We start from the raw sequence: 19980 nt of genomic DNA, 5'->3' as shown, positions 1-19980 counted from the left end.
ATTACTACTACATTACTCGCAACAGCTGTTTTTTAGTATAGTAAGAGGTAAACAGCCAGACAAAGATAACTGCAGCCACTCCTGATACAGCTCCAATCATCCAAGTCCCTCCCGTCAACAGCAGAAAGGCAATATAAAGGACGGCCTGGATGGTTAAAAGGATACGAAGCCATTTTTGAAAAGCCTGAAAACGCCATTGGTGTTTGACTGGATACAGCTCGAACCATACGTTTCCCCTGTGGTGACCGTAAAGCGGCAGCAATTGTACGCCTGTTGCATGCATAAATAACAAGACGAGTAGAGGATGCCACCACCCGGACGGGATCCAGAAAAGGAAAAGAACGCCGATGATAATCAGTCTAATGTAGATTCCATAATAATCATTGGATCGAAAAAACGTCTTGCGGTATAAACCGTCAAACGTATGGCTCTGTTTAAAGGCCACTTTGGAAAGCGGTGACAGCCACTTTCTCGGCTTTACTTTTTGAGACAGCTGAGGGACGTCTGTAAACAAGTTGGCAATCCGATATAGCTTCATCATCATGCCATTTTCCACTTCAAGCAAATGCTCCCACTTGTAGCCGTGCACTTTCTTGATATAACCAAAAACAAAATTTGATAAAACGTACATAATGGCAAGAATAGCGAGGATGAACACATAAGCCTTCTGAAAAAGAAGATACAGGAACACTGCATTAACAGCCAAACGGATAGCCATATAGTTCCTCCTGCTGCGGTCAAAGGGCAGCCGCTGTTCTTCCCATGAGGTTTTGACGTTCCATATTTTTGCTGCCAGCAACAGAATAAAGGTCACCAGCATTTCAAACAGCCTTCCGGAAATGAACTTTGAAAACACCGGCCCGAATGCGAGAAACACAACGGCGATCACGAAGCATTGAATGATGATCGTATAACGCAGGGAATGCCTGAAATATTCTTTCATTCTCGATTCGACAGGCAGGAGAAACACGAGGTCGCCTTTTTTCAAAAACGTCCGTACAGGGCTTTTTGTCAGCAAATAGGCAAACACCGCGACAAGCAGCCAGGACGCTGGAAAGTTTTCAGGGAGCTGTTTAAGGATTCTGGCATAATAGAAGCTTCCCATCACAAACAAAATGTAAAGCGAGAGCATGAACCCGCTGTTTCCAATCAATCTGAAGTAGCGGAGCGCTATTGCAAAATACTGGTCCTTTCTGCTCTGCCATATCTTTGTGAAATCCATCATGGCCTGTTTCCTCTGCTGGTATAAATATAGATCTCATCGAGCGTAGCCTGAGGATTTCCGACCTGATTTTTCAATTCCGCTAACGTCCCTTCCAAAGCGATCTTGCCTTCATGCAGGATGATGAAACGATCGCAGTACCGTTCCGCCGTTGCCAGGATATGTGTTGACATCAGGATGCCTGCTCCGTTATTTTTAAACCTTTCCATCAGTTCCAGAAATGAATGAATGCCGAGCGGGTCCAGTCCGACGAATGGTTCGTCAACGATGTAGAGTTCAGGCTCTACCAGGAAAGCGCACAAAATCATGACTTTCTGCCGCATACCTTTTGAAAAATGTCCGGGAAACCATTTGATTTTATTTTCCATGTTAAATTCCGCAAGCAGAGGCCTTACTCTTGTTAAAAACGTCTGCTCCTCCAGGCCATACGCCATGGCAGTCATCTCGAGGTGTTCCCAAAGAGTAAGCTCTTCGTACAGGATAGGTGTCTCTGGTATGTAGGATAACTGTCCGCGATATTCCTCCGGTTCCTCCTGAAACGTCTTCCCATTAATTCTGGAAGTACCTTTATTCGGCTCCATAAGACCTAAAACATGCTTGATGGTCGTACTTTTACCCGCTCCGTTCAAACCGATCAGCCCTACGATTTCATTGGCATGCACATTAAAAGAAACATCATGCAGCACAGGCCTGTCAGGTGAATAGCCTCCTGTTAATCCGTTGACTTCAAGAATTTTTTTCATGTTCGACCCCTTCTTTCCCAGCTTCTCCTCTATTTTACCGAGATTGTCCTTTTTATATGAAAAACCGCACAGCGTACCACGTTTTAAAAAAGCTGTCCTTCGTTTCAGGAACAGCTGCGACACCTCTAATTTGTTATCAATTCGCCTTTATTTCATCTTCATCATACTATGTTTCTTTTTTGTTTTCCAACGGCTGAATTTTTTATGGATAAACTTCTTGAATCTTGGCAAACCTATATTTGAAGAAGGCATCCCCCCTTCTTCGAGGGAGATTTTAGGTGCTATATACGATTTGAACAACCAAATTCAGGGAGATGATTCTCTTGGAAAGATTATTGCTTACCTAAGCTTTTAATCCAACAGAATGAGGTGTTCGCAAAAAAATCGAAATGTATGTTTCCAGGTTCTCCTTTCTTCTCTAACCTCTATAAGGAAGAGGGCTCTACAAACGTAGGGTCCTCTTTCTTTGTTTAAATTTCTAAATGTTCCAATAACATATTGTTCGCACTTATGCTAAAATGAGAAAAAACATTTTCAGAGGTGATGAAATGAACCATGACGAGCATTGTATTTTTTGTAAAATCGTGAAGGGCGAAATACCCGCCTATAAAGTATATGAAGACGAAAACGTGCTGGCCTTTCTCGATATCAGCCAAGTCACAAAAGGGCATACCCTCGTAATCCCAAAGGAGCATTACAAAGATATTTTTGCCCTGCCTGCTGAAGCAGCAGGAAAACTGTTCGCAGCTGTTCCGGCCGTTGCCGCAGCGATTAAAGAGTCATTTGATCCCATCGGTCTTAATGTACTGAATAATAACGGAGAACCTGCAGGACAATCCGTTTTTCATTACCATGTACATATCATTCCCCGCTACGGCAAAGGAGATGGCTTTGGAGCAGTGTGGGAAACCCATGATTACTCACAGGAAGAGTTCAGTGAGATTTCCAGCTCGATCGCTTCCCATCTTTCTTCATAACATATGTATATCTGCTGCCTGAATCAAGGCAGTTTTTTATTTTATAAGCTCTGTTAGTCCATGTTGTTGATTTTTGGCGGGGTGTGATTGAACCGCCTTCTTATTGGAGAAAAAACTGAGGGCCTTTTATATAGCATTTGAAACCACTAAATAAGGGGAGGAATTGCATTCATGAAACAGGTATATAATTTTAACGCAGGACCTGCCGCTTTACCCCGGCAGGTATTGAAAAAAGCAAAAGAAGAATTTTTGGATTTCCAGGACACGGGGATCAGCATTATGGAACACAGCCATCGCGGTAAACACTATGAGGAAGTTCATGAAGAAGCAAAAAACCTTTTAAAAGAACTGCTTTCTATACCCGATCAGTATGAAGTTCTATTCTTGCAGGGCGGTGCGAGCCTGCAATTTGCGATGATACCCATGAATTTTATGAAGCCCGGCGAACAGTCCGGCTATATCTTAACCGGTTCCTGGTCTGAAAAAGCGTTAAAAGAGGCCGATAAATTTGGAGATGTAAAAGACATCGTATCAGGAAAAGCTTCCAACTATGCCTCTATTCCTGATCTTCCTTCTTTTTCTCCTGAAGAATATTCGTATGTTCATTTAACATCCAACAATACCATCTATGGTACACAATGGGCTTCATTCGACGGTATTGACCACCCTTTTTTGATCGCTGATATGTCCAGTGATATTTTAAGCAGAAGGATTCCCATAGATAAGTTCGGCCTAATTTATGCAGGAGCTCAAAAAAACCTGGGTCCTGCCGGTGTGACGGTTGTAATTTTTCGAAAAGATGCAGCCGAACGGGCAAATGAAGGGCTTCCGGCCATTCTTTCGTATGAGACACACATTAAAAACCGTTCGCTCTATAACACCCCTCCTACCTTTTCCATCTATCTTCTGAAACTCGTTCTTGAATGGGCGAAAAATCTGGGCGGTCTGGAGGAACTCGAAAAAAGAAACCAGGAAAAAGCGCAGCTCATCTATGAAGCCATTGATCAAAGCAGCGGCTTTTATTCAGGACATGCTGCCAGGGACAGCCGATCATTGATGAATATTACGTTCACCTTAAAAAATGAAGAGTTGACGAAGCAGTTTTTAAAAGAAGCACATGAACAAGGATTTTACGGGCTGGCCGGCCACCGGTCCATCGGCGGATGCAGAGCCTCAGCCTATAATGCAGTTCCTCTTGAGGCCTGTCAGGCACTTAGGGATTTCATGGAAAATTTCCAGAAAAAACATGATAAATAGTCTTTATTTACTGTTCAAAAAGCTCCAGATTTGTTATTATAGGTGATAACTTCTTTGCATAGGGCAAAAGTGCACCTATGAAAGATGAATTAAGAGTTGAGTTGAGGAGAGATGAGTAATGAAAACTAAATCATTAGCACTGACAGGTGTTTTATTAGCATTGGGGTATGTTCTTCATGCCATTATGCCGCCCTTCTTTTTAGGGATGAGGCCAGATATGATGCTTACTATGCTATTTCTAACGATTATCATGTTCCCGTCGCTTTCTAACGTCATTGTAGCTGCGCTGGCAACAGGAGTCATTACAGCCATAACAACAACTTTCCCGGGCGGGCAGATCGCCAACCTGGTCGATAAACCAATAACCGCACTCGTTTTTTTAGGACTATTCCTACTCGTTTCGCGCTTTAAACTAAATGCATTAACAGCTGCGATATTAACTTTCGCTGGAACGATTGTGAGCGGATCGATTTTCCTCGGTACAGCTCTTCTCGTTGCCGGCCTGCCTGGTACGTTTTTGTCCATCTTCCTGGCGGTCGTATTGCCGACTGCTGCCGTAAACTGTGTCGTCATGTTCGTCTTGTATCCGGTAGCACACAGCATCAGAAAGCGTTCAATACCACCGCAATCGAAAGAAGCACAAGTATAATTCATTTTAATAAGCCATAAATAAAGCCGGTACCTTATTTAAGGTGCCGGCTTTATGGTTTGCTCTTCTTCTTCCCATTCCATGTAATGATCGATTTCTTTTTGATCGTTTTGTATAAAAAAGCCAAAACAGCAGCATCATCCAATAGGCCAATGCCTACCAAAAAGTCTGGAACTGCATCGATTGGACTGACAAAATACAGCAGGGCCGCAACAATAAGCATCATCGATTTTTTTGATACATGCCGGTATGAGCCGTCACGATAATGCTTTACCAGCCTGATTAACGCTTTCACCTGAGAAGTCAGTTCCCGCAAGCTGCTGTTGTTTTGTGCAGATTCTGTTTTTTTCTCGGCATTGGTGATCAGTTCACCTGTTTGATGATCATCATCCAGAATAACAGAGGCCTTGCTTTTCATTCTGTTAAAATAATTACCGATGGTGTGACGCTCCATAATACCCTCCTCCTGACTTGTTGTTATTATACCTTTATCTATTATAGTTCTAACATAAAAAAGCAGATTCAAAAAGAATCAGCTTTCCCTATTTTTCGTTATTTTGTGACAAAAGTAAGCAAACAGACAACTAGCCCCGTAATCCCGATCAAGCCGAAAACGACAGCGGTTTTTCTCTTTTTTTGATGGAAGTGTTACGAAAGGAATATTGGCGGGTAGTGTTTAAGGAGTACATCATGCGCATAATTAAAAGCAGTCCTGCAATCAGCAATATTATGGTTTTCCAATTCATTGTCCATCCCCCCCATACTATAAATATGCAGGTGCCTGTCCAATCATGCCGAAAATCATCGTTAAATATTTATGTTTTCGGGAAATTTCTCAATAGGAATTCTTCTGATCCACCAAGAATGTAATACTAACTATAAAAGAGGAGGAATTATTTATGTCTAAAGCAAAATCTTTACTTTACGGCTTCGCCATCGGAACAATCGTTACAGGTGCAACAACCCTGCTGTCTGCGCCTAAGTCAGGAAAGGACGTCAGACAGGACATCAAAGACAGTGCGTATAAGTTAAAGAACTCTGTCTCCCAAATGAAACGTGAGAGTATTACTCTTAAAGAAAAAATTATGTTTGTTTCCAAAGAAGGAAAGGACGCGTTCAAGCAGGCTTCTGCTGACTTAAAGAAGGATATTGATCATTGGAAGGAAGATGTTCAGCCCAACATGGAAAGTATCCAGGAGAACGTAAAAGAAATCCAGGACACGCTTGAGGAAAGCAAAGCTACCCTGGCTAAATAATCACTGTACAATTGAGGATCTCCCTTGAACGGGGAGATTTCTTTTATTATTTAACTATTATGATCTCCCATATCTTATCATACTTAAGTTTTATGCCTTTATTACCAATTTTTCTTTTAGTTTTGAAAAATTTTACTTTCTTATTATAGAAAATACTGGCATAATGAGGGGTAGATTGATGTTCTTATATGTAGTAATGGAGGGCATTTAGTATGGAAAAGGACAATTTGTACAGTGTAAAGGAAGCGATGATTTTCAGTCATAAATTCGCGCAGATCAGCAAAGCATTATGGAAGAGTGTGGAAAAAGACTGGCAGAATTGGATTAAGGATTACGGATTAAACATCAACGAACATCACATTTTATGGATTGCACATCAATTGGAAGGAGCCAGCATTTCCGATATTGCAAAATTCGGAGTCATGCACGTGTCGACTGCTTTTAACTTTTCAAAAAAGCTGGAGGAACAAGGCTACCTTTCATTTTCCAAAAAGAAAATGACAAGCGCAATACATACATTCAATTGACGGATAAGGGTGAAGAGCTTCTCCTAAAAACAATGGAAACCTATGATCCGTCAAGCTTCGGTGTCTTTTCATCCGCTTTACCGATCAAGGAACTCTTCGGAAAGTTCCCTGACTTCCCTGAGATCATGTGCATGATCCGAAACCTCTACGGTGAGGACTTCATGACGATCTTTAACAAACTTGAGATGAAAGTTGAAGAAAGCTTGGAGGAAAAGCCCCCAAGCAATGTCATACCAATGACTCCTGAGCTGGCAGGCATTCACTCGTAACGCCGTGCCAAATCATACAGCTTATCCATAAGTTCAGGATAGACGCCTTGGGTACGAAGTGCTTGAACGGTTTCTCTTGGCTTCAGCTTTTGATTCAGCATTCCTGCAAAATGGAGAAGAAGAGGAAGGTATTGCACATAACCGCTCTCCGTCTGGACCTCAAAACGTCTTTGGAGTTCATCGCACAATGAAAGGACATCTCCCACCTCGTCTTCGCTAAGGTGTTTTTCCATCACCAGCGTATAGAAGGGATATGTCCTTAAATTTATCGATTGTACAGTAAGCCGGTTATAATATTCCAGCCGTTCAACACGTTCTTCAATCGTTTCCATCTTCATCCTGCTTTCTTATAGTCGATCTTTAGTTTCTATTGTATAGTAAAGCCGCCTTTTTTGTAAGGCGGCTTTTTTTTTTCTTCTAAAATTCTCCATCTGCTTATTTTCCAAACACGTCTATCGAAATATTATTATGGGGCAGATCGACCTCTTTGGCCTTTACCTTAATGTGCTTCTTTATGTTCATCTTGGTCAGCTGCACGTGAATCATTTCTTCCTGAGGGTAAACCTTTACCCATTTGGGGAGGTCTACACTGTTTGAAACCAGATTAAGCACCTGCTCGCCCGGCAGATTCAAACGTCCGACCTGTACATTTTTTTCATGCAGAGCCAGATCTCCATTCGGAAGAACCTCTGGCGCCATCGACATCTGGTATACTACTTCTCTTCCAAAAACGTCTACCCGCCCGAACAGTTTCATCTGATTCGTAAGCTTTACCTTTAGGTCCAGGTTTTTTTGTTCCTCAATTTGTTTGTTCATTAGAAACGCAGCCTGTTCTTTCCCCGTATGTATAGTGAATAGTTTCTTTCCCGCCAGTGATCCACCGGTTTGTTCAGCTTTATCAAAGTCCTTTTCTCCCCCTGAAAATATCAGCGATGCAATGACAATGATAACGATGACGATAACGGCAGCCAGAGCAAAGAAGCTCCATTTCCATTTGTTTTTCATTTTCATCCTCCAATAGTTGCATTTTTCTATTCTTATTCTCCAACTTTTGTTAAAGTAAGAATGGTAGCTTTTTATGGAGGTATTGTAACATGCCAGATATGATATTTGTAATTCTTGCCCCTGTTTTTTTATTTGTTTTTAATACCCTCACCAATGAACTCTGTTCACGTAAATCCATTCCTGATGAAACACAGCCCAGTGTGTTCCGTACCATAAATGTTCTGATTACCATTCTTTTAATCAGTGCTTATGTAGAAAACATCTTTACATACTAAGGAGGCATTCCTATGCTTCTACGAAAACAAAAGGGATGGCAGATGCCATCCCTCTCTAGTTCTCCTCAACAGAAACAAATACATCCGATAATAATGAGTAGGATTATCAATACAACAATCAGCTCAAAGCCGCCAGAAAAACCGCTCATTGAAATACCTCCTCCGGCAGAGAAAGCCGGTTTACTACCGATTATGAGGAGTGATTAACACCATCCTCCCCAACATACACATCCGACGATGATCAACAGAATAAACAACACAACGATTAACGCAAAGCCTCTTCCATGTGTAGAACCCATGATGCCACCTCCTTTATTTCTTACGCTATCCTATGCAGCCCACCTATTGCTCGCATAGGCGAATGCCTGTAAATCGAAATAAATTTCAAACTTTTGCCTACGTCCTTGTCCTTACCACGTGAAGCAAGTACAGCCAATTATTATCAATAAAATGAAAAGAATGATCAGAATTAAAAAGCTATGTCCGAAACCAGCACCGCATCCCATCATCTATCTCCTCCTTTTTTCTTCTCCACATCATATAGTGATATGTCTTGGTTTGATTAGACGAATGTCCCGGTTTATAAAAATTTCCTTGCTCAATGAAAACAGTAAATATGTGTAATTTTTCTCATAATTCCGAGTATGAATAGGATTTTATCCAATGTTTATGCTATAGTAGATACTGTGAAAATATTACTCGAACAGTGGGAGTGTGTCAGATGAAAAAATGGTTATTATCCCTTGGACTTGCTGCGGGAGTGTTGTCGCTGTCAGCGTGCAACTCCGGTGCAGGATCAGAGAAGGTTGTGGAATCCAAAGCTGGAGACATCACCAAGGATGAATTCTACAATGAGCTTAAGGCACAGTACGGAAATCAAGTTCTTAAGCAAATGGTTGATAATAAACTTCTCGAAAAAGAGTACAAGGTTACCAATAATGAGATTGACAACGAGATCGCTAAAATCAAAAAACAGCTTGGCAGTGAAGACCAGTTCAAGCAAGCCCTTCAACAAAACGGCATTAAAAACGAAAAAGATTTACGAAAACTCGTTAAGACACAGCTTCTAAATAAAAAGGCAGCAACAGATGGTGTCAAAGTTACCGATGCTGAAATGAAAAAAGTATTTAACGAAAAATATAACGAAGAAGTAAAAGCAAGCCACATCCTGGTGGATGATGCTAAAACAGCAAAAGAAGTAAAAGCGAAACTTGATAAAGGTGAAGACTTTGCCAAACTTGCTGAAAAGTATTCCAAAGACCCTGGTTCTAAATCAAAAGGCGGAGACCTTGGTTACTTCGGTAAAGGCCAAATGGTTCCGGAATTTGATAAAGTAGCATTCAAGCTTAAACCTGGACAAGTCAGCGACCCTGTAAAATCTCAATTCGGCTACCACATCATTAAAGTCGTAGACAAGAAAACCAACAAGTTTGAAGACAAGAAGAAACAAATCAGTGAAGAACTGAAACAGCAAAAAGCGAAACCAACAGATCAAGTCATCACTAAGCTTCAGAAAAAAGCTGACATCAAGATCAAAGATAAAGATCTAAAAGACGCACTAAAAAAACAAGACACTCAAATGCCAGCCCAGCCACAGCAATAATGAAAGGCTGAAACGCTTTGCTCAGAGCCCCGTTGAACTGGAGCTCCTGAAATTCAACACGTTTTTTGTGTTGGGTTGAGGGAGTGAAGTTGGCGGGGCTCTAAGCTTTGAAGTTGGATCGATGAAAAGCTGAAGGACCCATTCAAAGCCGATAGACGGTGGAACTCTTACACAGCAACAAAAAGAGGATGTTTCCCACAGGGATCATCCTCTTTTTTTATAGGGTTTGGAATAAAGGATGGGCAAAAATTATCGAATCGTGTCAATATAAACTGTTCGATAATAAAATGGAGTGTTTCGATCTTTCCCGCCCGCAAAAACAAAAAACCGCCCAACAAGGTTTCATACACAATACCTTGCCGGCCGGCTTGTTAAACATTTACCCTATTTACTTCTGCGTTCACGTTCTTCAGCGATTCGTTTCATGAATACTTCCCCTTCTTGTTCGATCACCTTCAGGTCGAGCAGCTTCTGTTCAGAACCTAAATTGTAGCTCCGGTATCCGCTGAAGATGATGCCTGCGACCACAAAGTATACCCAAAATGGCGTTAAATCAAAGAAATATTGAAGAGGAGCAACAAATTCTTTTAAAACAAAAGCAACAATGAGTAAGACTCCAAGTCCCAGGGCTACATATCCTTTCATTCCTATTCCTCCTAAAGACAAGCTTCGTATTCCCATCTTATGAAGCATGGAAGAAAGATATGTCATTTGATTATTGTTTTTTTTAACCTGCCGCGTTGGGAGCAACTGAGTTTTGTTTCTCTGTTTCTGCCATTTTTTTATCATGCAAACGGAACATCACGTGATATAAGCCTGCACTGATTACGGTTAGAACGAACAGCATAAAGAACGTCCATTGAAAACCAATCCACATGGTAAGCGGAATTGCTAACGGTGCTAAGCTTCGTCCAATGGAGAAACGCAGTCCTGCTGCGGCAAAATATTGTCCGCGCATATGTTCCGGAGCCAGCTTGGAGATAAAGCTCTCCTGAATGCCGACGACCATCAGCTCAGCAGCTGTAAAGACGGTAATAGCCAGGAAAAGGAGCCAGATGACAGTCGTGTTTCCGTAAAGCAGCATCCCTACTCCATATAAAAGAGAGGAAATGACAAAGATGTTTCCTTCTTTGTATTTGTTCATCCACTTTGACATAAAAACGGTAAACAGCGCGACCAATAAACCATTTGTTGATACGATGTAACCGAACGCTTTTTCACCTGAAAGCGATAGTGACCAGTCACCGAGATGAAGCAGCGTCTGTACAGGAACCTTTTCTGTCGTATACACCGCAATCAATAAGTCAAGCTGCATAAAGGTCTGTGCGACGAGCACACCTGCCAGAATAAACAATAGGAAAAGTTTATCTTTTGCAATTACCCGGTAATCTCTCAACTGATCCCAGACGACCTCGGACCATTTTTTCGGCTCGCCGTTCTTGTCTTCAACGATCGGCTTCTTCTCCGGCACGGTTTCCCTGATAAACCTCTGCAGGACAAAAGTCAGGATAATGCCAACAATCGTACAGGCCAGCAGCAATTCAAACCGGTAATCGAAAAAGAAGATACTTCCCAATGCCGGTCCGAACACAACTGAAATGTTAATGCTCGTATAAAAGACAGCAAACACTTCACTGCGGTTCTTCTCAGGCACTACATCCGCGATCATTGCATGGCTTGCCGGCCAATACAAAGATCCGAACAAACCTAATGCCGTAAACGCCAAAAAAGTCAGCACAGGCGAATTCAGCCAAGGAGAATTGGCCAGTGCGAACAGCGCAAAGGAAACTGCCTGCCCTGCACCGGCAACCACCATCATTTTCTTTCTTCCGAATGTATCGGCACAATAACCGCCGACCAGGTTGGTTACGACTCCCACCAACTGGGAAGCAACCAGCAGCAAACCGGCTTGTTCTTTTCCAAGTTCATCGGAAAAATAAATCGCCATATACGGAAAAAACATCCAAAATAGCAGATTAATTACAAACTCTCCCAAAAGGCGAACTTTAATATTTCTGTCCCAATCTTTCCACTTCATCCCTATCACTCTCTTTTCATATGTTTCAATCAAATAACAATCAACCGATCTCTTGAGCGCTTATTAATGGAAAGTGCTGAATTGGGCATAAAAAAGCCTATAGCTGCGCATTCCACGTCAACTATAGGCTTCTATTACGTGCTGAAGGCTATAGCATGACAAATGGGTCCATCGCTCAAGAGAAAAGGTCATAACTAAATAAATCACACTTGTACGCTATAAACGTAAGGAAACAGAGCTCCTTCAGCCGTCCGGTACAACATTAGATTTAGTTAGTTATTTAGCAGACACCTTTTCTTGAACAATGGGTTTCATTTGTCATTGCCTCCATCTCATTTATCTCTCTCTAAATTTACCATATTCAAATTGTTACGACAATTACTTTTTTGCTAATTCTTTTTCAAAAAGCGGTTTGTAGAGGCTGCGGTTTTCCAGAGGAAAGATTTTTTCCGTAAATTCCCCTGGTTCCACCTTGACCAGCGCTCTGTCCATCATGTTGATTTTTGCATCGAAATTATCAATCATATGAAGGATCTCCGCTTCACGGATCATCGGTGCTTTCGGGCTTCCCCATTCTGGTTTGCTATGATGGCTTAACACGAGATGCTGAAGGACCGTAACTTCTTCTCCTTCAATTTCCAGTTCTTTTGCGATAATCCCGATCTCATTCACCATAATGGAAATGTGGCCGAGAAGCTTTCCTTCCAGCGTATAATTGGCAGCCACTGGACCTGACAGTTCAATCACCTTGCCCAGGTCATGAAGGATGATGCCGGAATAAAGCAGATCAGTATTAAGCGAAGGATACAGGGTTGATATTCCCCTGGCCAGATCAAGCATGGACACGACATGGTAGGCAAGACCGGAAACGAATTCATGGTGATTTTTCACGGCTGCCGGGTACTTTAGGAAATCATCCTGATATTTCTTTAAAAGGTTCCTTGTAATTCTCTGGATGTTAGGATTTTGCATCTCAAAAATGTACTGTGTGATTTTCTCCATCATCACATCTTGTGTAAGCGGTGCTGTTTCTACAAAATCACTAATCTTCACGCCGTCAATCTCAGATGCCGGACGGATATGTTTGAGCTTGAGCTGCATCTTTCCTCTGTAGTTGCTCATATCACCGGTAACTTTGATCAAAGCCTGAGGAACATATTGCTGTTCGTCCTCCGGGGAGCAGTCCCATAGCTTTGCATCGATATCCCCTGTCTGGTCCTGCAGGATTAGGTTTAAAAAGGGTTTACCGTTGCTTGCTGTAGATTTTGTGGATGATTTTATCATTAAATAGGAGTCTACCACTTCTCCCACTTTATAGTGAGCAAGACCTTTTTTCATTATGCCACCTCATATTTTATATAGTTTAAACTTATGTCTGCCTGTCCTTTGGAAGAATGACTTCGAATAGAATACCATCTTCAATATTGGTTACTTTGGGTATCCCGCCATGCAGCTCGGCAATTCGATTCACGATCGCTAATCCAAGCCCGAACTGCCCTTTATTGCCTTTACGGAAAGGCAGGAAAAGATTTTCACGGTCCCGGTCTGAAAGCTGCTCTCCATCATTCCATACGCCAAGGGTGATGTTGTTTCCTTCTTCTTTTGCCGATAAAATGATCCTGGATCGTGCATACCTCATCGCATTTTGGATAAAGTTCTCAAAAACGATTGTGATCTGCTCACGGTCACCCCAGAATAAAACTTCATCACCAATGATGGAAAGCTCAATATCATCCCGCTGAAAACGGAAACGGCTGATAATTTCTTCCGCAAGTACTCCAAAATAGATCATTTCCCACTGAAGGGTCTGTTGTTTCAGTGTATCAAGCTTTGTATAATACAGCATGTTTTTTACCCGGTTTTCCATCCGGTCGGCTTCACTTAAGATTACATCCATCATATCTTCAATGTTATTTTTCGGCATGATGCCGTCCTTGACCGACTGGGCATAACTCTTAATGGTCATGACCGGTGTTTTCAGTTCATGTGAGGCATGCTGGATAAACGTCTTTTGAGCCGTATCGTACCGGATCAGATTCTGGCGCATGGATTCAAACTGCTGTGAAAGCTTCTGGAATTCATCGTCTTCATGCCAGATGAAGGGCTCTTTCCAGTTTCGCTTGGCGATCTGTTCAAACCGTCTGCCCAATATCGTCAATGGAGCACGAAGATAACGGGCCATCCAAAGAGCCGGGATAACGGCAATCATCCCTGTGAAGAACAAGATCCAGAGAAGCCGTGTCCATAGCCGGTCCACCATCTGGTCACGGTACGTATCCCACATGTAGGAAATTAAATAAAAGTTGCCATGTGAATCAGTTTCCAGTCTTTTAACGATGTAAAACAGCGTGGCATCGCCAAACGTCAGTTCATACTTTTGCTGGTCAGATTTCTGCTTATAGGCATGTGAACTCATTTCAGCCAATACGCGATCGGGAATATAATCTCCTTTTGTGCCAAGATAATCATTTTTGATGACCACATGTCCGACAGAACGGCCTAATTTTCTGCGCTCAATAAAATCAATCGATGTATCAGGCTGAGGAATCTCTTTATCCTGATCCATAAGTTTATCCTGTTCGATTTTGATAATCTTATAGGTTTCATCTGTCATCGTTTTTTTAATAGATAGCGGAAAGATAATAGCAAGAATAAGCCCTATGAGAAGAATTAAAATGGCGAACGATATCCAGATTCTCTGTGTCAGGTTTAAACGGATCATGAGGTTACGATCCTATACCCGTTACCGTAGACCGTTTCAAGATTTAAGCGCGGCATCTTTTTTCTTACCCGCCGTATGACATCATCAACCGCACGTTCAGAGCCAAAATAATCAGAGCCCCACACGTGAGCCAGGATCTCTTCCCTGGCTTTTGAGGTACCAAGATTTTCAATCAAATACAGCAAAACATCCATTTCTTTTGATGTCAGATTGATCAGTTCCTCGTCAAAGGTAATCTTTCTCGCGACCGGATCAATGATATACCCCGTGATTTCTATTTTTTTAGGAACCAGTGCTCCGCTTTCATATACCCGAATCAGAAGTTTTTTAGCACGTATGACAAGTTCCCTTGGCATAAATGGCTTTGCAAGATAATCATCACTGCCCAATTCCAGGCCGACGATTCGGTCGAGGTCCTGATCCCTGGCTGAAATAAAAATAACCGGAGTATCGGAATGCTGTTTAATCTTTCGTAATACTTCATATCCGTCAATTCCAGGGAGCATAATGTCTAATATCCAAAGATGAGGGGTATCTTCTACGTTTTTCGCGGCCTCTTCGCCATTGTCAAAAACGGTCACGTTCCAGCCTTCCTGTTCCATATACGCTTTTAAAACCTGTGAAAGATTCTCTTCATCTTCCACCAGGTAAACATTATAGTCACTCATTGGTCGTTCCCCTCCTGTGTGCAGGTTCAGCTCTGAAAGCACTTCTGCTACTCTTTTTATATCATAAACACGTCAATTTATAAAAATGCACCGTCGCCCGGTCTGACAGGCTGCGGTTTCTTTAAATGGATGACCGGCACGGAAGGCCTGTCATTGAACAGTGTTTCGTGGCACGTAAAGAAGATGATCTGATGCTTTTCACCGATCTCCATGAGCAGGTCCAAGGTCTGTTTTGTACGGACAGGATCAAAATTAACGGTCACATCATCCATAATCAGAGGCATTCCTTCTCTCTGGTATAAAGAAGCGAGGGACAGCCGCACACATAAGTATAGCTGTTCGGCTGTCCCGCGGCTTAACTCCACGGGTTGGAAACGGACACCGTCATTCCGCTCAATGATTAAACTTTCCTTTTCCCCTGCAAGGAATAAATCCACGTATTTCCCCGCGGTGATGCGGGAGAAATATACTCCTGCCTTTTTTAAAATGGCCGGCAGCCGCTCCGCATGAAACTGTTCTTTCGTTTGTTTCAGCAGACCCCCGGCTGTCCTGTAAACAGTCCACTTTCTTGCGTGATCCTGCAGAACATCCTTTAACGTTTCATAACGCTGCAGGCATTCCGAGTAGCTGCCGTCTTCCTGCAGCTGCTGCAGGCGAAGGGACAGTTCAGCACTTTTACCCTTGAAGCTTTCTAACTCATGCTCACTTTCTTTTAGAGAGGCTGCTGCCGCTGCAATCTCCTTTTCCAGATTAAAGGATTTGTCCAGCAGCCTGTCCGAAAGATTGAAAATTTCTTCATCGCTGTATCCAAAAGCATAAAGCTGGAGCAAAGCCTGTGACAGTTGCTCCTGTATCTTTTTCCTTGAATCTGCCGCTTCTCCCTTTTTTCTGTAACTCTCTTCGTTATCAGCATCGGCCTTTTGAAAGAGCCGGATTCTTTCTGCTGTGTAACTTAAACGCTTCGTCAGTAATTCCTGTTCATTCTCAACAGCTGCCCGTTTTGCTTCCTGAAGCAATTCCAGCCTCCGCTGCTTTTCCTTTTCCTGCTGAAGCAGCATGCGTGCTTGCATTATTCTCTCATGATAAGAGGCATGCTCTGAAAGGCCGAGCTGTTTTGAAAGCTGGTTCACATCTTCTAAAATAACGGAAATATTCTCTTGAAGCTGCGAAAGCCTTTCTTCCAATTGATATTTTTCGATCAACAGTTCCTTCAGTCTTTCAATCTTTTCAAAATAGCCAGGCAGAAGCAGGTGCTGCCAAGGTCCATTAAACCCATTTTCCCTGCTCCACTCCTGTATGCTGGCCTCGTTGTCAAACTCCTCCACCTCCAGCTTGTCATAGCCGGCTGCGGTTTGCTGGTAGGACTGTTCCAGCCGCTTTGTTTCTTCCTGAAGCCTATTGTACTCATTGCGCTGCGCTTGCTCCTCGATCCATTGCTGCTGTAGACGGTCAAGCTCTTCAAAATTTGAAATGCCTGCAAGCTGTTCTTCAAGCTTTTGCAGCTGCACCAAGAGAGCCGGAAGATCTTCCTTCCCTGTCTGGCTACCTCTTTCTTTCGTTCTGCTTTTCATCCAATACAGGAAACCGGCACCCAGCGCCAAAGCTGAAAGCAGAGCTCCAGCCATTTCGCCTTTACTTACAAGATAGATGATAATGACGGCAATAAAAACAAATAAGGCTCCTGCCGAAATCCAGTTCTTTTTCCGGGGAACTGAGCGTGACGAACTATATCCCTCTGCACTTTTGATTTGCATCTGAAGCTGTTCTTTTTCGAGCATGAGCCTTCGATAGGTTCTATCCTGATCAGCATGTTCCTTCAGTTTCTGAAAATCCGCTTCATGGAGCAGCTTTCCTTTTGCAAGCTTCAGCCGCTCCTCTGCTGATTCCAGACGGCTGCGGGAGGCTGTCAGCTCCTGATCCATCCATTCTTTCTTCTGCTGCAGCAATTCATGATTTTTTGTCATGAGAACAAGGCCGTTTTTTGCTGCAAGTCCATTGTTCAATTCATAAAGGTTATTGTCTTCTCCTTCATAGCCTGTTTCATGGATAAGACGTTGAATATCTTTGCTTAGCAATTCAGCCTTTTGGAGCAAGCCCGCTTTGTCGTTCAAGAGACTCTCAAGATAATGGATTTTCTGTCCAACGGCTTCAATACGCGCCTCTTCTTTCAGTACTTGTTCATCGATTGCCAGAATTGCAAGCTGCTTTTCAATTTCATCGTTTTTATTCTTGCAAACTGCCAAGTCTCCTTCAAGATCAAACAGCTTTTCCTGCAAATACTCCAGCCGCTGCAGTCCATTTTCAGGAAACTCACCCTCTTGCAGCTGATCGAGTGCCAGTTTATTTTCTTTCCACTTCTGGAGAGGCGGAAGCACCGATTTCCACTTTTGAGCCTGATACCATTGTTCCTGATGATGAGCCTTTTCTTTCTCCGCTCTTTGTATAGAGTCCTTCACTTCTTTTAATTCCAAAGCGGCGGGTTGAAATTCTTCGTTTTTCCTTTTCCACTTCAGCAGATCTTCTTCTGCCGTGTGTAGCTCCTGAAGCATTTCGTTGATCACCGGCTTCCTGCCGCCGGGTTTAAAAAGCACAGCCTGCTTTTTTTCCAGCAGGGCTTCAAGCTCCTGCAGCTCCTTGCTGCCTGTCATACCCGCGCCGAGCAGATAGCTCCCCAGCTGATCCCGGCTGATCTTTTCGATTTCCTGGAGTCCATCGATGTCAAAACAATAGATCCCTTGAAAAAGCGAACGGTCCAGCCCTTTCAGCACGCTTTGCAGAAAATCTTCACCGGCCTGTTCACCATTCTCCAAATAGACTGTAACATCACCTGCCGCTTTTCCTGCTACGCGCTCAATGGCCAGTTCTCCGTGTGATTCTGTCATTAATGTAAGAGATCCGCCCATCCGGTTCCCATCTTTTGGCTCATACCTTCTTTCGCTGGTAAGCTTAGAAGGAAAACCAAAGAGCATACATTTAATAAAACTCATCAAGGTAGATTTACCCGCTTCATTTTCACCAGAAATAAAGCCCGCTCCCTTGGACAAATCCTTTATTTTGAGGTTTTGAAACTTGCCAAAATGATAGATGTGCAGTTGTTTAATCCACATAGCTTCATACCTCCTAATCTTTCAGCAAAAACCGTAATAGAAATGTTTCTGCCTCCTTGATGATTTCTTCTTCCTCTTCCGGTTCAAGAGGCTTTAAATATCGTCTGGCTCTTTTGTGCAAAAACAGCTCTCTCGTGGTTTTCAGCATCTCTTCGTATTCACTGCTGTTGTGCAAAAGGGCTCCGACGAACCCTCCATCGTTCAATAGCTGATCACGATTCCAGCTTCTTCTTAAACTATTTACAACAGCGAACGGGTAAACAAAAGATAAGTTCTCCTCTTCACCGTCCTGAAGGGTCTCCATTAGGTCATCCAGGAACAGTTCATCACTCAGCTCATGAAATAAAGAAGAATCGCCCTCTAAGATCAGTTTAAGAAGTATACCCTTACCTTCTGTTCTGGCATTCTCTTTCACTTCGATACACGTTTCAATCACTTCCGACATGGCCGAACATCCCGTAAGATCAATGAATTCTTCCTTCCATAGGATGTCTGCCATTGCGTGGAAGTCCTGTACACCGTTATTAGTGTCAACGATATAACAGCCTTTCTCACCCGTTTCCTTTTGATTTCTGCCTTGAATGTTTCCAGGATAGATAACAGGAGGATCCTGGCTAAGCTCCATTCTCTTATGGATATGCCCGAGAGCCCAATAGTCATATCCCTTCCCTAAAAGCTCCGTCACTTTAAACGGCGCATAGGATTCATGTTCGCTTTGTCCATCCGCGTTTCCGTGCAGAATACCGATATGATAAGCTTCATCCTTTTTCTCCGGAAAATGAGGCGCACGGTTCTCGGCTACAGACCGTTTCTCATAACTGAATCCATGCAGCATGGCTGCCAGCTTTCCGTTTTTATAAAAGGGCATCGAGCTTGGAAGCCCTCCCTGAAAAATATGAACAGTCATCGGCCATTCAATATCTATCCATGAACCTTCGAGATGATCATGATTTCCATGAACCATAAAGGTGTAAATTTCGTGTTTTTCCAGTCTCTCAAGCTCTTTCCGAAAATAAGTCTGCGCTCGTAAACTTCTGGATTCCCCATCATATATATCACCTGCAATCACAACAAAGTCCACCCTCTCCTTTATTGCAAGGTTTACTGTTGCAGTAAAGGATCGGAAGGTGCTGTTTTGTATCCGTTTAAAAATAGGTTTGGGCAAATATTTCAATCCTTTGAAAGGGCTGTCCAGATGAAGGTCAGCACAATGCAAAAACTTCAACACCCATCTCTCCTTTTTCTTACACATTCTAACCTTTATTTTACCATATATACGAAAGCACGTTCTCGTATTTGGGAAAATACCCATAATTGTGGCAGCTGTTTTGATAAGTGAAAGAAAACATAAAAAAAGGCAGGAAATTTGGCGAAAAACAAGAAATATAATTTAAGAATCTTGAAGGGAGTTTACACACCATGAATAAGTATTTTCTTACCGTATACGATAAGAGCGGCGAAAAGCTGCTCGACGAAACCATTCAGGCCCAAGACGACCAGCAAGCCAAAACACTTGGAGAAGAGCGATTGAAGGAGAAAGAGTACAGCGAGCGCACTCACCGCCTCACTTCTCCAGCTGGTGCCCTGCTTCTCTTTCATCGCTGATCATAGTTTCTGCTAGCCGATCTGGCTGCATATAAGCCAGACATCTCTGTATGTTCA

The 19980-nt window shown here is 42.7% G+C and carries 23 protein-coding genes and 1 pseudogene; 8 read left to right on the top strand and 16 right to left on the bottom strand.

Translation table 11 applies throughout. The annotated features are described in order from the left end of the window. Positions 1 to 7 precede the first annotated feature (7 nt). Both LCY76_RS04590 and LCY76_RS04585 read right to left on the bottom strand, forming a co-directional pair. Entirely contained in the window at positions 8 to 1225 is a 1218-nt protein-coding gene (locus LCY76_RS04590) for an ABC transporter permease (protein WP_248251630.1), read from the bottom strand. Continuing rightward, positions 1222 to 1965, bottom strand: a complete 744-nt coding sequence (locus tag LCY76_RS04585; protein WP_053355546.1) for an ABC transporter ATP-binding protein — start codon at positions 1963 to 1965, stop codon at positions 1222 to 1224. The genes LCY76_RS04590 and LCY76_RS04585 overlap by 4 nt, the downstream gene beginning before the upstream one ends. A 548-nt stretch (positions 1966 to 2513) precedes the next feature. Here LCY76_RS04585 and LCY76_RS04580 point away from each other — a divergent pair. The 3 genes from LCY76_RS04580 (at position 2514) to LCY76_RS04570 (ending at position 4848) form a co-directional block, all read left to right on the top strand. After that, positions 2514 to 2942: an HIT family protein gene (locus tag LCY76_RS04580; protein ID WP_248251629.1), complete on the top strand. Its 429-nt coding sequence runs from the start codon at positions 2514 to 2516 to the stop codon at positions 2940 to 2942. 171 nt (positions 2943 to 3113) lie between these two features. Beyond that, a complete protein-coding gene (gene serC, locus LCY76_RS04575) occupies positions 3114 to 4199 on the top strand; it encodes a 3-phosphoserine/phosphohydroxythreonine transaminase (RefSeq protein WP_248251628.1) in 1086 nt (361 codons plus the stop codon). Between the two features lie 118 nt (positions 4200 to 4317). Continuing rightward, positions 4318 to 4848: a tryptophan transporter gene (locus LCY76_RS04570; protein ID WP_248251627.1), complete on the top strand. Its 531-nt coding sequence runs from the start codon at positions 4318 to 4320 to the stop codon at positions 4846 to 4848. Positions 4849 to 4900: 52 nt separating this feature from the next. Here LCY76_RS04570 and LCY76_RS04565 read toward each other — a convergent pair whose 3' ends face one another. Both LCY76_RS04565 and LCY76_RS04560 read right to left on the bottom strand, forming a co-directional pair. Further along, the gene (locus tag LCY76_RS04565) at positions 4901 to 5302 is read right to left on the bottom strand and encodes a YkvA family protein (protein WP_248251626.1); all 402 of its coding nucleotides are present in this window, start codon (positions 5300 to 5302) and stop codon (positions 4901 to 4903) included. Between the two features lie 148 nt (positions 5303 to 5450). Continuing rightward, positions 5451 to 5594, bottom strand: coding sequence for a hypothetical protein (locus LCY76_RS04560; protein ID WP_248251625.1), 144 nt, complete (start codon positions 5592 to 5594; stop codon positions 5451 to 5453). A gap of 153 nt (positions 5595 to 5747) precedes the next feature. Between LCY76_RS04560 and LCY76_RS04555 the strand changes: the two genes are divergently transcribed. Then, positions 5748 to 6104: a YtxH domain-containing protein gene (locus LCY76_RS04555; RefSeq protein WP_248251624.1), complete on the top strand. Its 357-nt coding sequence runs from the start codon at positions 5748 to 5750 to the stop codon at positions 6102 to 6104. Between the two features lie 212 nt (positions 6105 to 6316). Further along, positions 6317 to 6900, top strand: a pseudogene (locus LCY76_RS04550) (HTH-type transcriptional regulator Hpr). On the opposite strand, the gene LCY76_RS04545 reads toward LCY76_RS04550, so the two are convergent. Beyond that, positions 6891 to 7232 carry a DUF1878 family protein gene (locus tag LCY76_RS04545; RefSeq protein WP_248251623.1) on the bottom strand — a complete coding sequence of 114 codons (342 nt, stop codon included), beginning with the start codon at positions 7230 to 7232 and terminating at the stop codon, positions 6891 to 6893. The pseudogene LCY76_RS04550 and the gene LCY76_RS04545 sit on opposite strands and share 10 nt — an antisense overlap. A 103-nt stretch (positions 7233 to 7335) precedes the next feature. After that, positions 7336 to 7905 (bottom strand): YpmS family protein, encoded by a 570-nt coding sequence (locus tag LCY76_RS04540; protein ID WP_248251622.1) that lies wholly within the window; start codon positions 7903 to 7905, stop codon positions 7336 to 7338. A gap of 89 nt (positions 7906 to 7994) precedes the next feature. Here LCY76_RS04540 and LCY76_RS04535 point away from each other — a divergent pair, with 89 nt between their 5' ends. Continuing rightward, a complete protein-coding gene (locus LCY76_RS04535) occupies positions 7995 to 8180 on the top strand; it encodes a hypothetical protein (protein WP_248254754.1) in 186 nt (61 codons plus the stop codon). Positions 8181 to 8245: 65 nt separating this feature from the next. Here the strand turns inward: LCY76_RS04535 and LCY76_RS04530 are convergent, their stop codons facing one another. The 3 genes from LCY76_RS04530 to LCY76_RS04520 form a co-directional block, all read right to left on the bottom strand. Next, positions 8246 to 8329: a YjcZ family sporulation protein gene (locus LCY76_RS04530; RefSeq protein ID WP_248254590.1), complete on the bottom strand. Its 84-nt coding sequence runs from the start codon at positions 8327 to 8329 to the stop codon at positions 8246 to 8248. A 54-nt stretch (positions 8330 to 8383) separates the two neighbouring features. Further along, positions 8384 to 8479 (bottom strand): YjcZ family sporulation protein, encoded by a 96-nt coding sequence (locus tag LCY76_RS04525; protein WP_082316024.1) that lies wholly within the window; start codon positions 8477 to 8479, stop codon positions 8384 to 8386. 111 nt (positions 8480 to 8590) lie between these two features. Next, complete coding sequence (locus LCY76_RS04520; RefSeq protein ID WP_082316025.1) at positions 8591 to 8689, bottom strand: YjcZ family sporulation protein; 99 nt, start codon at positions 8687 to 8689, stop codon at positions 8591 to 8593. Between the two features lie 212 nt (positions 8690 to 8901). Here LCY76_RS04520 and LCY76_RS04515 point away from each other — a divergent pair, with 212 nt between their 5' ends. Continuing rightward, the gene (locus tag LCY76_RS04515; RefSeq protein WP_248251621.1) at positions 8902 to 9783 is read left to right on the top strand and encodes a peptidylprolyl isomerase; all 882 of its coding nucleotides are present in this window, start codon (positions 8902 to 8904) and stop codon (positions 9781 to 9783) included. A 384-nt stretch (positions 9784 to 10167) separates the two neighbouring features. On the opposite strand, the gene LCY76_RS04510 is transcribed toward LCY76_RS04515, so the two are convergent. The 7 genes from LCY76_RS04510 to LCY76_RS04480 all read right to left on the bottom strand — a co-directional run bounded on the left by LCY76_RS04510 (position 10168) and on the right by LCY76_RS04480 (position 19543). After that, positions 10168 to 10428 (bottom strand): sporulation YhaL family protein, encoded by a 261-nt coding sequence (locus LCY76_RS04510; protein ID WP_082316026.1) that lies wholly within the window; start codon positions 10426 to 10428, stop codon positions 10168 to 10170. An 82-nt stretch (positions 10429 to 10510) separates the two neighbouring features. Further along, the gene (locus tag LCY76_RS04505; protein ID WP_248251620.1) at positions 10511 to 11821 is read right to left on the bottom strand and encodes an MDR family MFS transporter; all 1311 of its coding nucleotides are present in this window, start codon (positions 11819 to 11821) and stop codon (positions 10511 to 10513) included. Between the two features lie 378 nt (positions 11822 to 12199). Further along, positions 12200 to 13159, bottom strand: a complete 960-nt coding sequence (yhaM, locus tag LCY76_RS04500; protein ID WP_248251619.1) for a 3'-5' exoribonuclease YhaM — start codon at positions 13157 to 13159, stop codon at positions 12200 to 12202. Positions 13160 to 13190: 31 nt separating this feature from the next. Beyond that, entirely contained in the window at positions 13191 to 14543 is a 1353-nt protein-coding gene (locus LCY76_RS04495) for a sensor histidine kinase (protein ID WP_248251618.1), read from the bottom strand. Continuing rightward, entirely contained in the window at positions 14540 to 15211 is a 672-nt protein-coding gene (locus LCY76_RS04490) for a response regulator transcription factor (RefSeq protein ID WP_248251617.1), read from the bottom strand. The genes LCY76_RS04495 and LCY76_RS04490 overlap by 4 nt, the downstream gene beginning before the upstream one ends. 77 nt (positions 15212 to 15288) lie before the next feature. Further along, positions 15289 to 18318, bottom strand: coding sequence for an AAA family ATPase (locus LCY76_RS04485; protein WP_248251616.1), 3030 nt, complete (start codon positions 18316 to 18318; stop codon positions 15289 to 15291). Between the two features lie 13 nt (positions 18319 to 18331). Further along, the gene (locus tag LCY76_RS04480; protein WP_248251615.1) at positions 18332 to 19543 is read right to left on the bottom strand and encodes a metallophosphoesterase family protein; all 1212 of its coding nucleotides are present in this window, start codon (positions 19541 to 19543) and stop codon (positions 18332 to 18334) included. Between the two features lie 194 nt (positions 19544 to 19737). Here LCY76_RS04480 and LCY76_RS04475 point away from each other — a divergent pair, with 194 nt between their 5' ends. Continuing rightward, positions 19738 to 19923, top strand: coding sequence for a YhzD family protein (locus tag LCY76_RS04475; protein WP_082683496.1), 186 nt, complete (start codon positions 19738 to 19740; stop codon positions 19921 to 19923). Positions 19924 to 19980 lie beyond the last annotated feature (57 nt).

Origin of the sequence: Fictibacillus marinisediminis (genome assembly GCF_023149135.1) — a bacterium.
Lineage (GTDB): Bacteria > Bacillota > Bacilli > Bacillales > Fictibacillaceae > Fictibacillus_C > Fictibacillus_C marinisediminis.
This window is presented reverse-complemented; position numbering and strand designations above follow the sequence as displayed.

What these genes read in the sequence shown, in the direction of transcription:
- LCY76_RS04590 (WP_248251630.1), bottom strand. Translation starts at nt 1,225, where the DNA reads ATGATGGATTTCACAAAGATATGGCAGAGCAGAAAGGACCAGTATTTT.
- LCY76_RS04585 (WP_053355546.1), bottom strand. Translation starts at nt 1,965, where the DNA reads ATGAAAAAAATTCTTGAAGTCAACGGATTAACAGGAGGCTATTCACCT.
- LCY76_RS04580 (WP_248251629.1), top strand. Translation starts at nt 2,514, where the DNA reads ATGAACCATGACGAGCATTGTATTTTTTGTAAAATCGTGAAGGGCGAA.
- serC (WP_248251628.1), top strand. Translation starts at nt 3,114, where the DNA reads ATGAAACAGGTATATAATTTTAACGCAGGACCTGCCGCTTTACCCCGG.
- LCY76_RS04570 (WP_248251627.1), top strand. Translation starts at nt 4,318, where the DNA reads ATGAAAACTAAATCATTAGCACTGACAGGTGTTTTATTAGCATTGGGG.
- LCY76_RS04565 (WP_248251626.1), bottom strand. Translation starts at nt 5,302, where the DNA reads ATGGAGCGTCACACCATCGGTAATTATTTTAACAGAATGAAAAGCAAG.
- LCY76_RS04560 (WP_248251625.1), bottom strand. Translation starts at nt 5,594, where the DNA reads ATGAATTGGAAAACCATAATATTGCTGATTGCAGGACTGCTTTTAATT.
- LCY76_RS04555 (WP_248251624.1), top strand. Translation starts at nt 5,748, where the DNA reads ATGTCTAAAGCAAAATCTTTACTTTACGGCTTCGCCATCGGAACAATC.
- LCY76_RS04545 (WP_248251623.1), bottom strand. Translation starts at nt 7,232, where the DNA reads ATGGAAACGATTGAAGAACGTGTTGAACGGCTGGAATATTATAACCGG.
- LCY76_RS04540 (WP_248251622.1), bottom strand. Translation starts at nt 7,905, where the DNA reads ATGAAAAACAAATGGAAATGGAGCTTCTTTGCTCTGGCTGCCGTTATC.
- LCY76_RS04535 (WP_248254754.1), top strand. Translation starts at nt 7,995, where the DNA reads ATGCCAGATATGATATTTGTAATTCTTGCCCCTGTTTTTTTATTTGTT.
- LCY76_RS04530 (WP_248254590.1), bottom strand. Translation starts at nt 8,329, where the DNA reads ATGAGCGGTTTTTCTGGCGGCTTTGAGCTGATTGTTGTATTGATAATC.
- LCY76_RS04525 (WP_082316024.1), bottom strand. Translation starts at nt 8,479, where the DNA reads ATGGGTTCTACACATGGAAGAGGCTTTGCGTTAATCGTTGTGTTGTTT.
- LCY76_RS04520 (WP_082316025.1), bottom strand. Translation starts at nt 8,689, where the DNA reads ATGATGGGATGCGGTGCTGGTTTCGGACATAGCTTTTTAATTCTGATC.
- LCY76_RS04515 (WP_248251621.1), top strand. Translation starts at nt 8,902, where the DNA reads ATGAAAAAATGGTTATTATCCCTTGGACTTGCTGCGGGAGTGTTGTCG.
- LCY76_RS04510 (WP_082316026.1), bottom strand. Translation starts at nt 10,428, where the DNA reads ATGAAAGGATATGTAGCCCTGGGACTTGGAGTCTTACTCATTGTTGCT.
- LCY76_RS04505 (WP_248251620.1), bottom strand. Translation starts at nt 11,821, where the DNA reads ATGAAGTGGAAAGATTGGGACAGAAATATTAAAGTTCGCCTTTTGGGA.
- yhaM (WP_248251619.1), bottom strand. Translation starts at nt 13,159, where the DNA reads ATGAAAAAAGGTCTTGCTCACTATAAAGTGGGAGAAGTGGTAGACTCC.
- LCY76_RS04495 (WP_248251618.1), bottom strand. Translation starts at nt 14,543, where the DNA reads ATGATCCGTTTAAACCTGACACAGAGAATCTGGATATCGTTCGCCATT.
- LCY76_RS04490 (WP_248251617.1), bottom strand. Translation starts at nt 15,211, where the DNA reads ATGAGTGACTATAATGTTTACCTGGTGGAAGATGAAGAGAATCTTTCA.
- LCY76_RS04485 (WP_248251616.1), bottom strand. Translation starts at nt 18,318, where the DNA reads ATGTGGATTAAACAACTGCACATCTATCATTTTGGCAAGTTTCAAAAC.
- LCY76_RS04475 (WP_082683496.1), top strand. Translation starts at nt 19,738, where the DNA reads ATGAATAAGTATTTTCTTACCGTATACGATAAGAGCGGCGAAAAGCTG.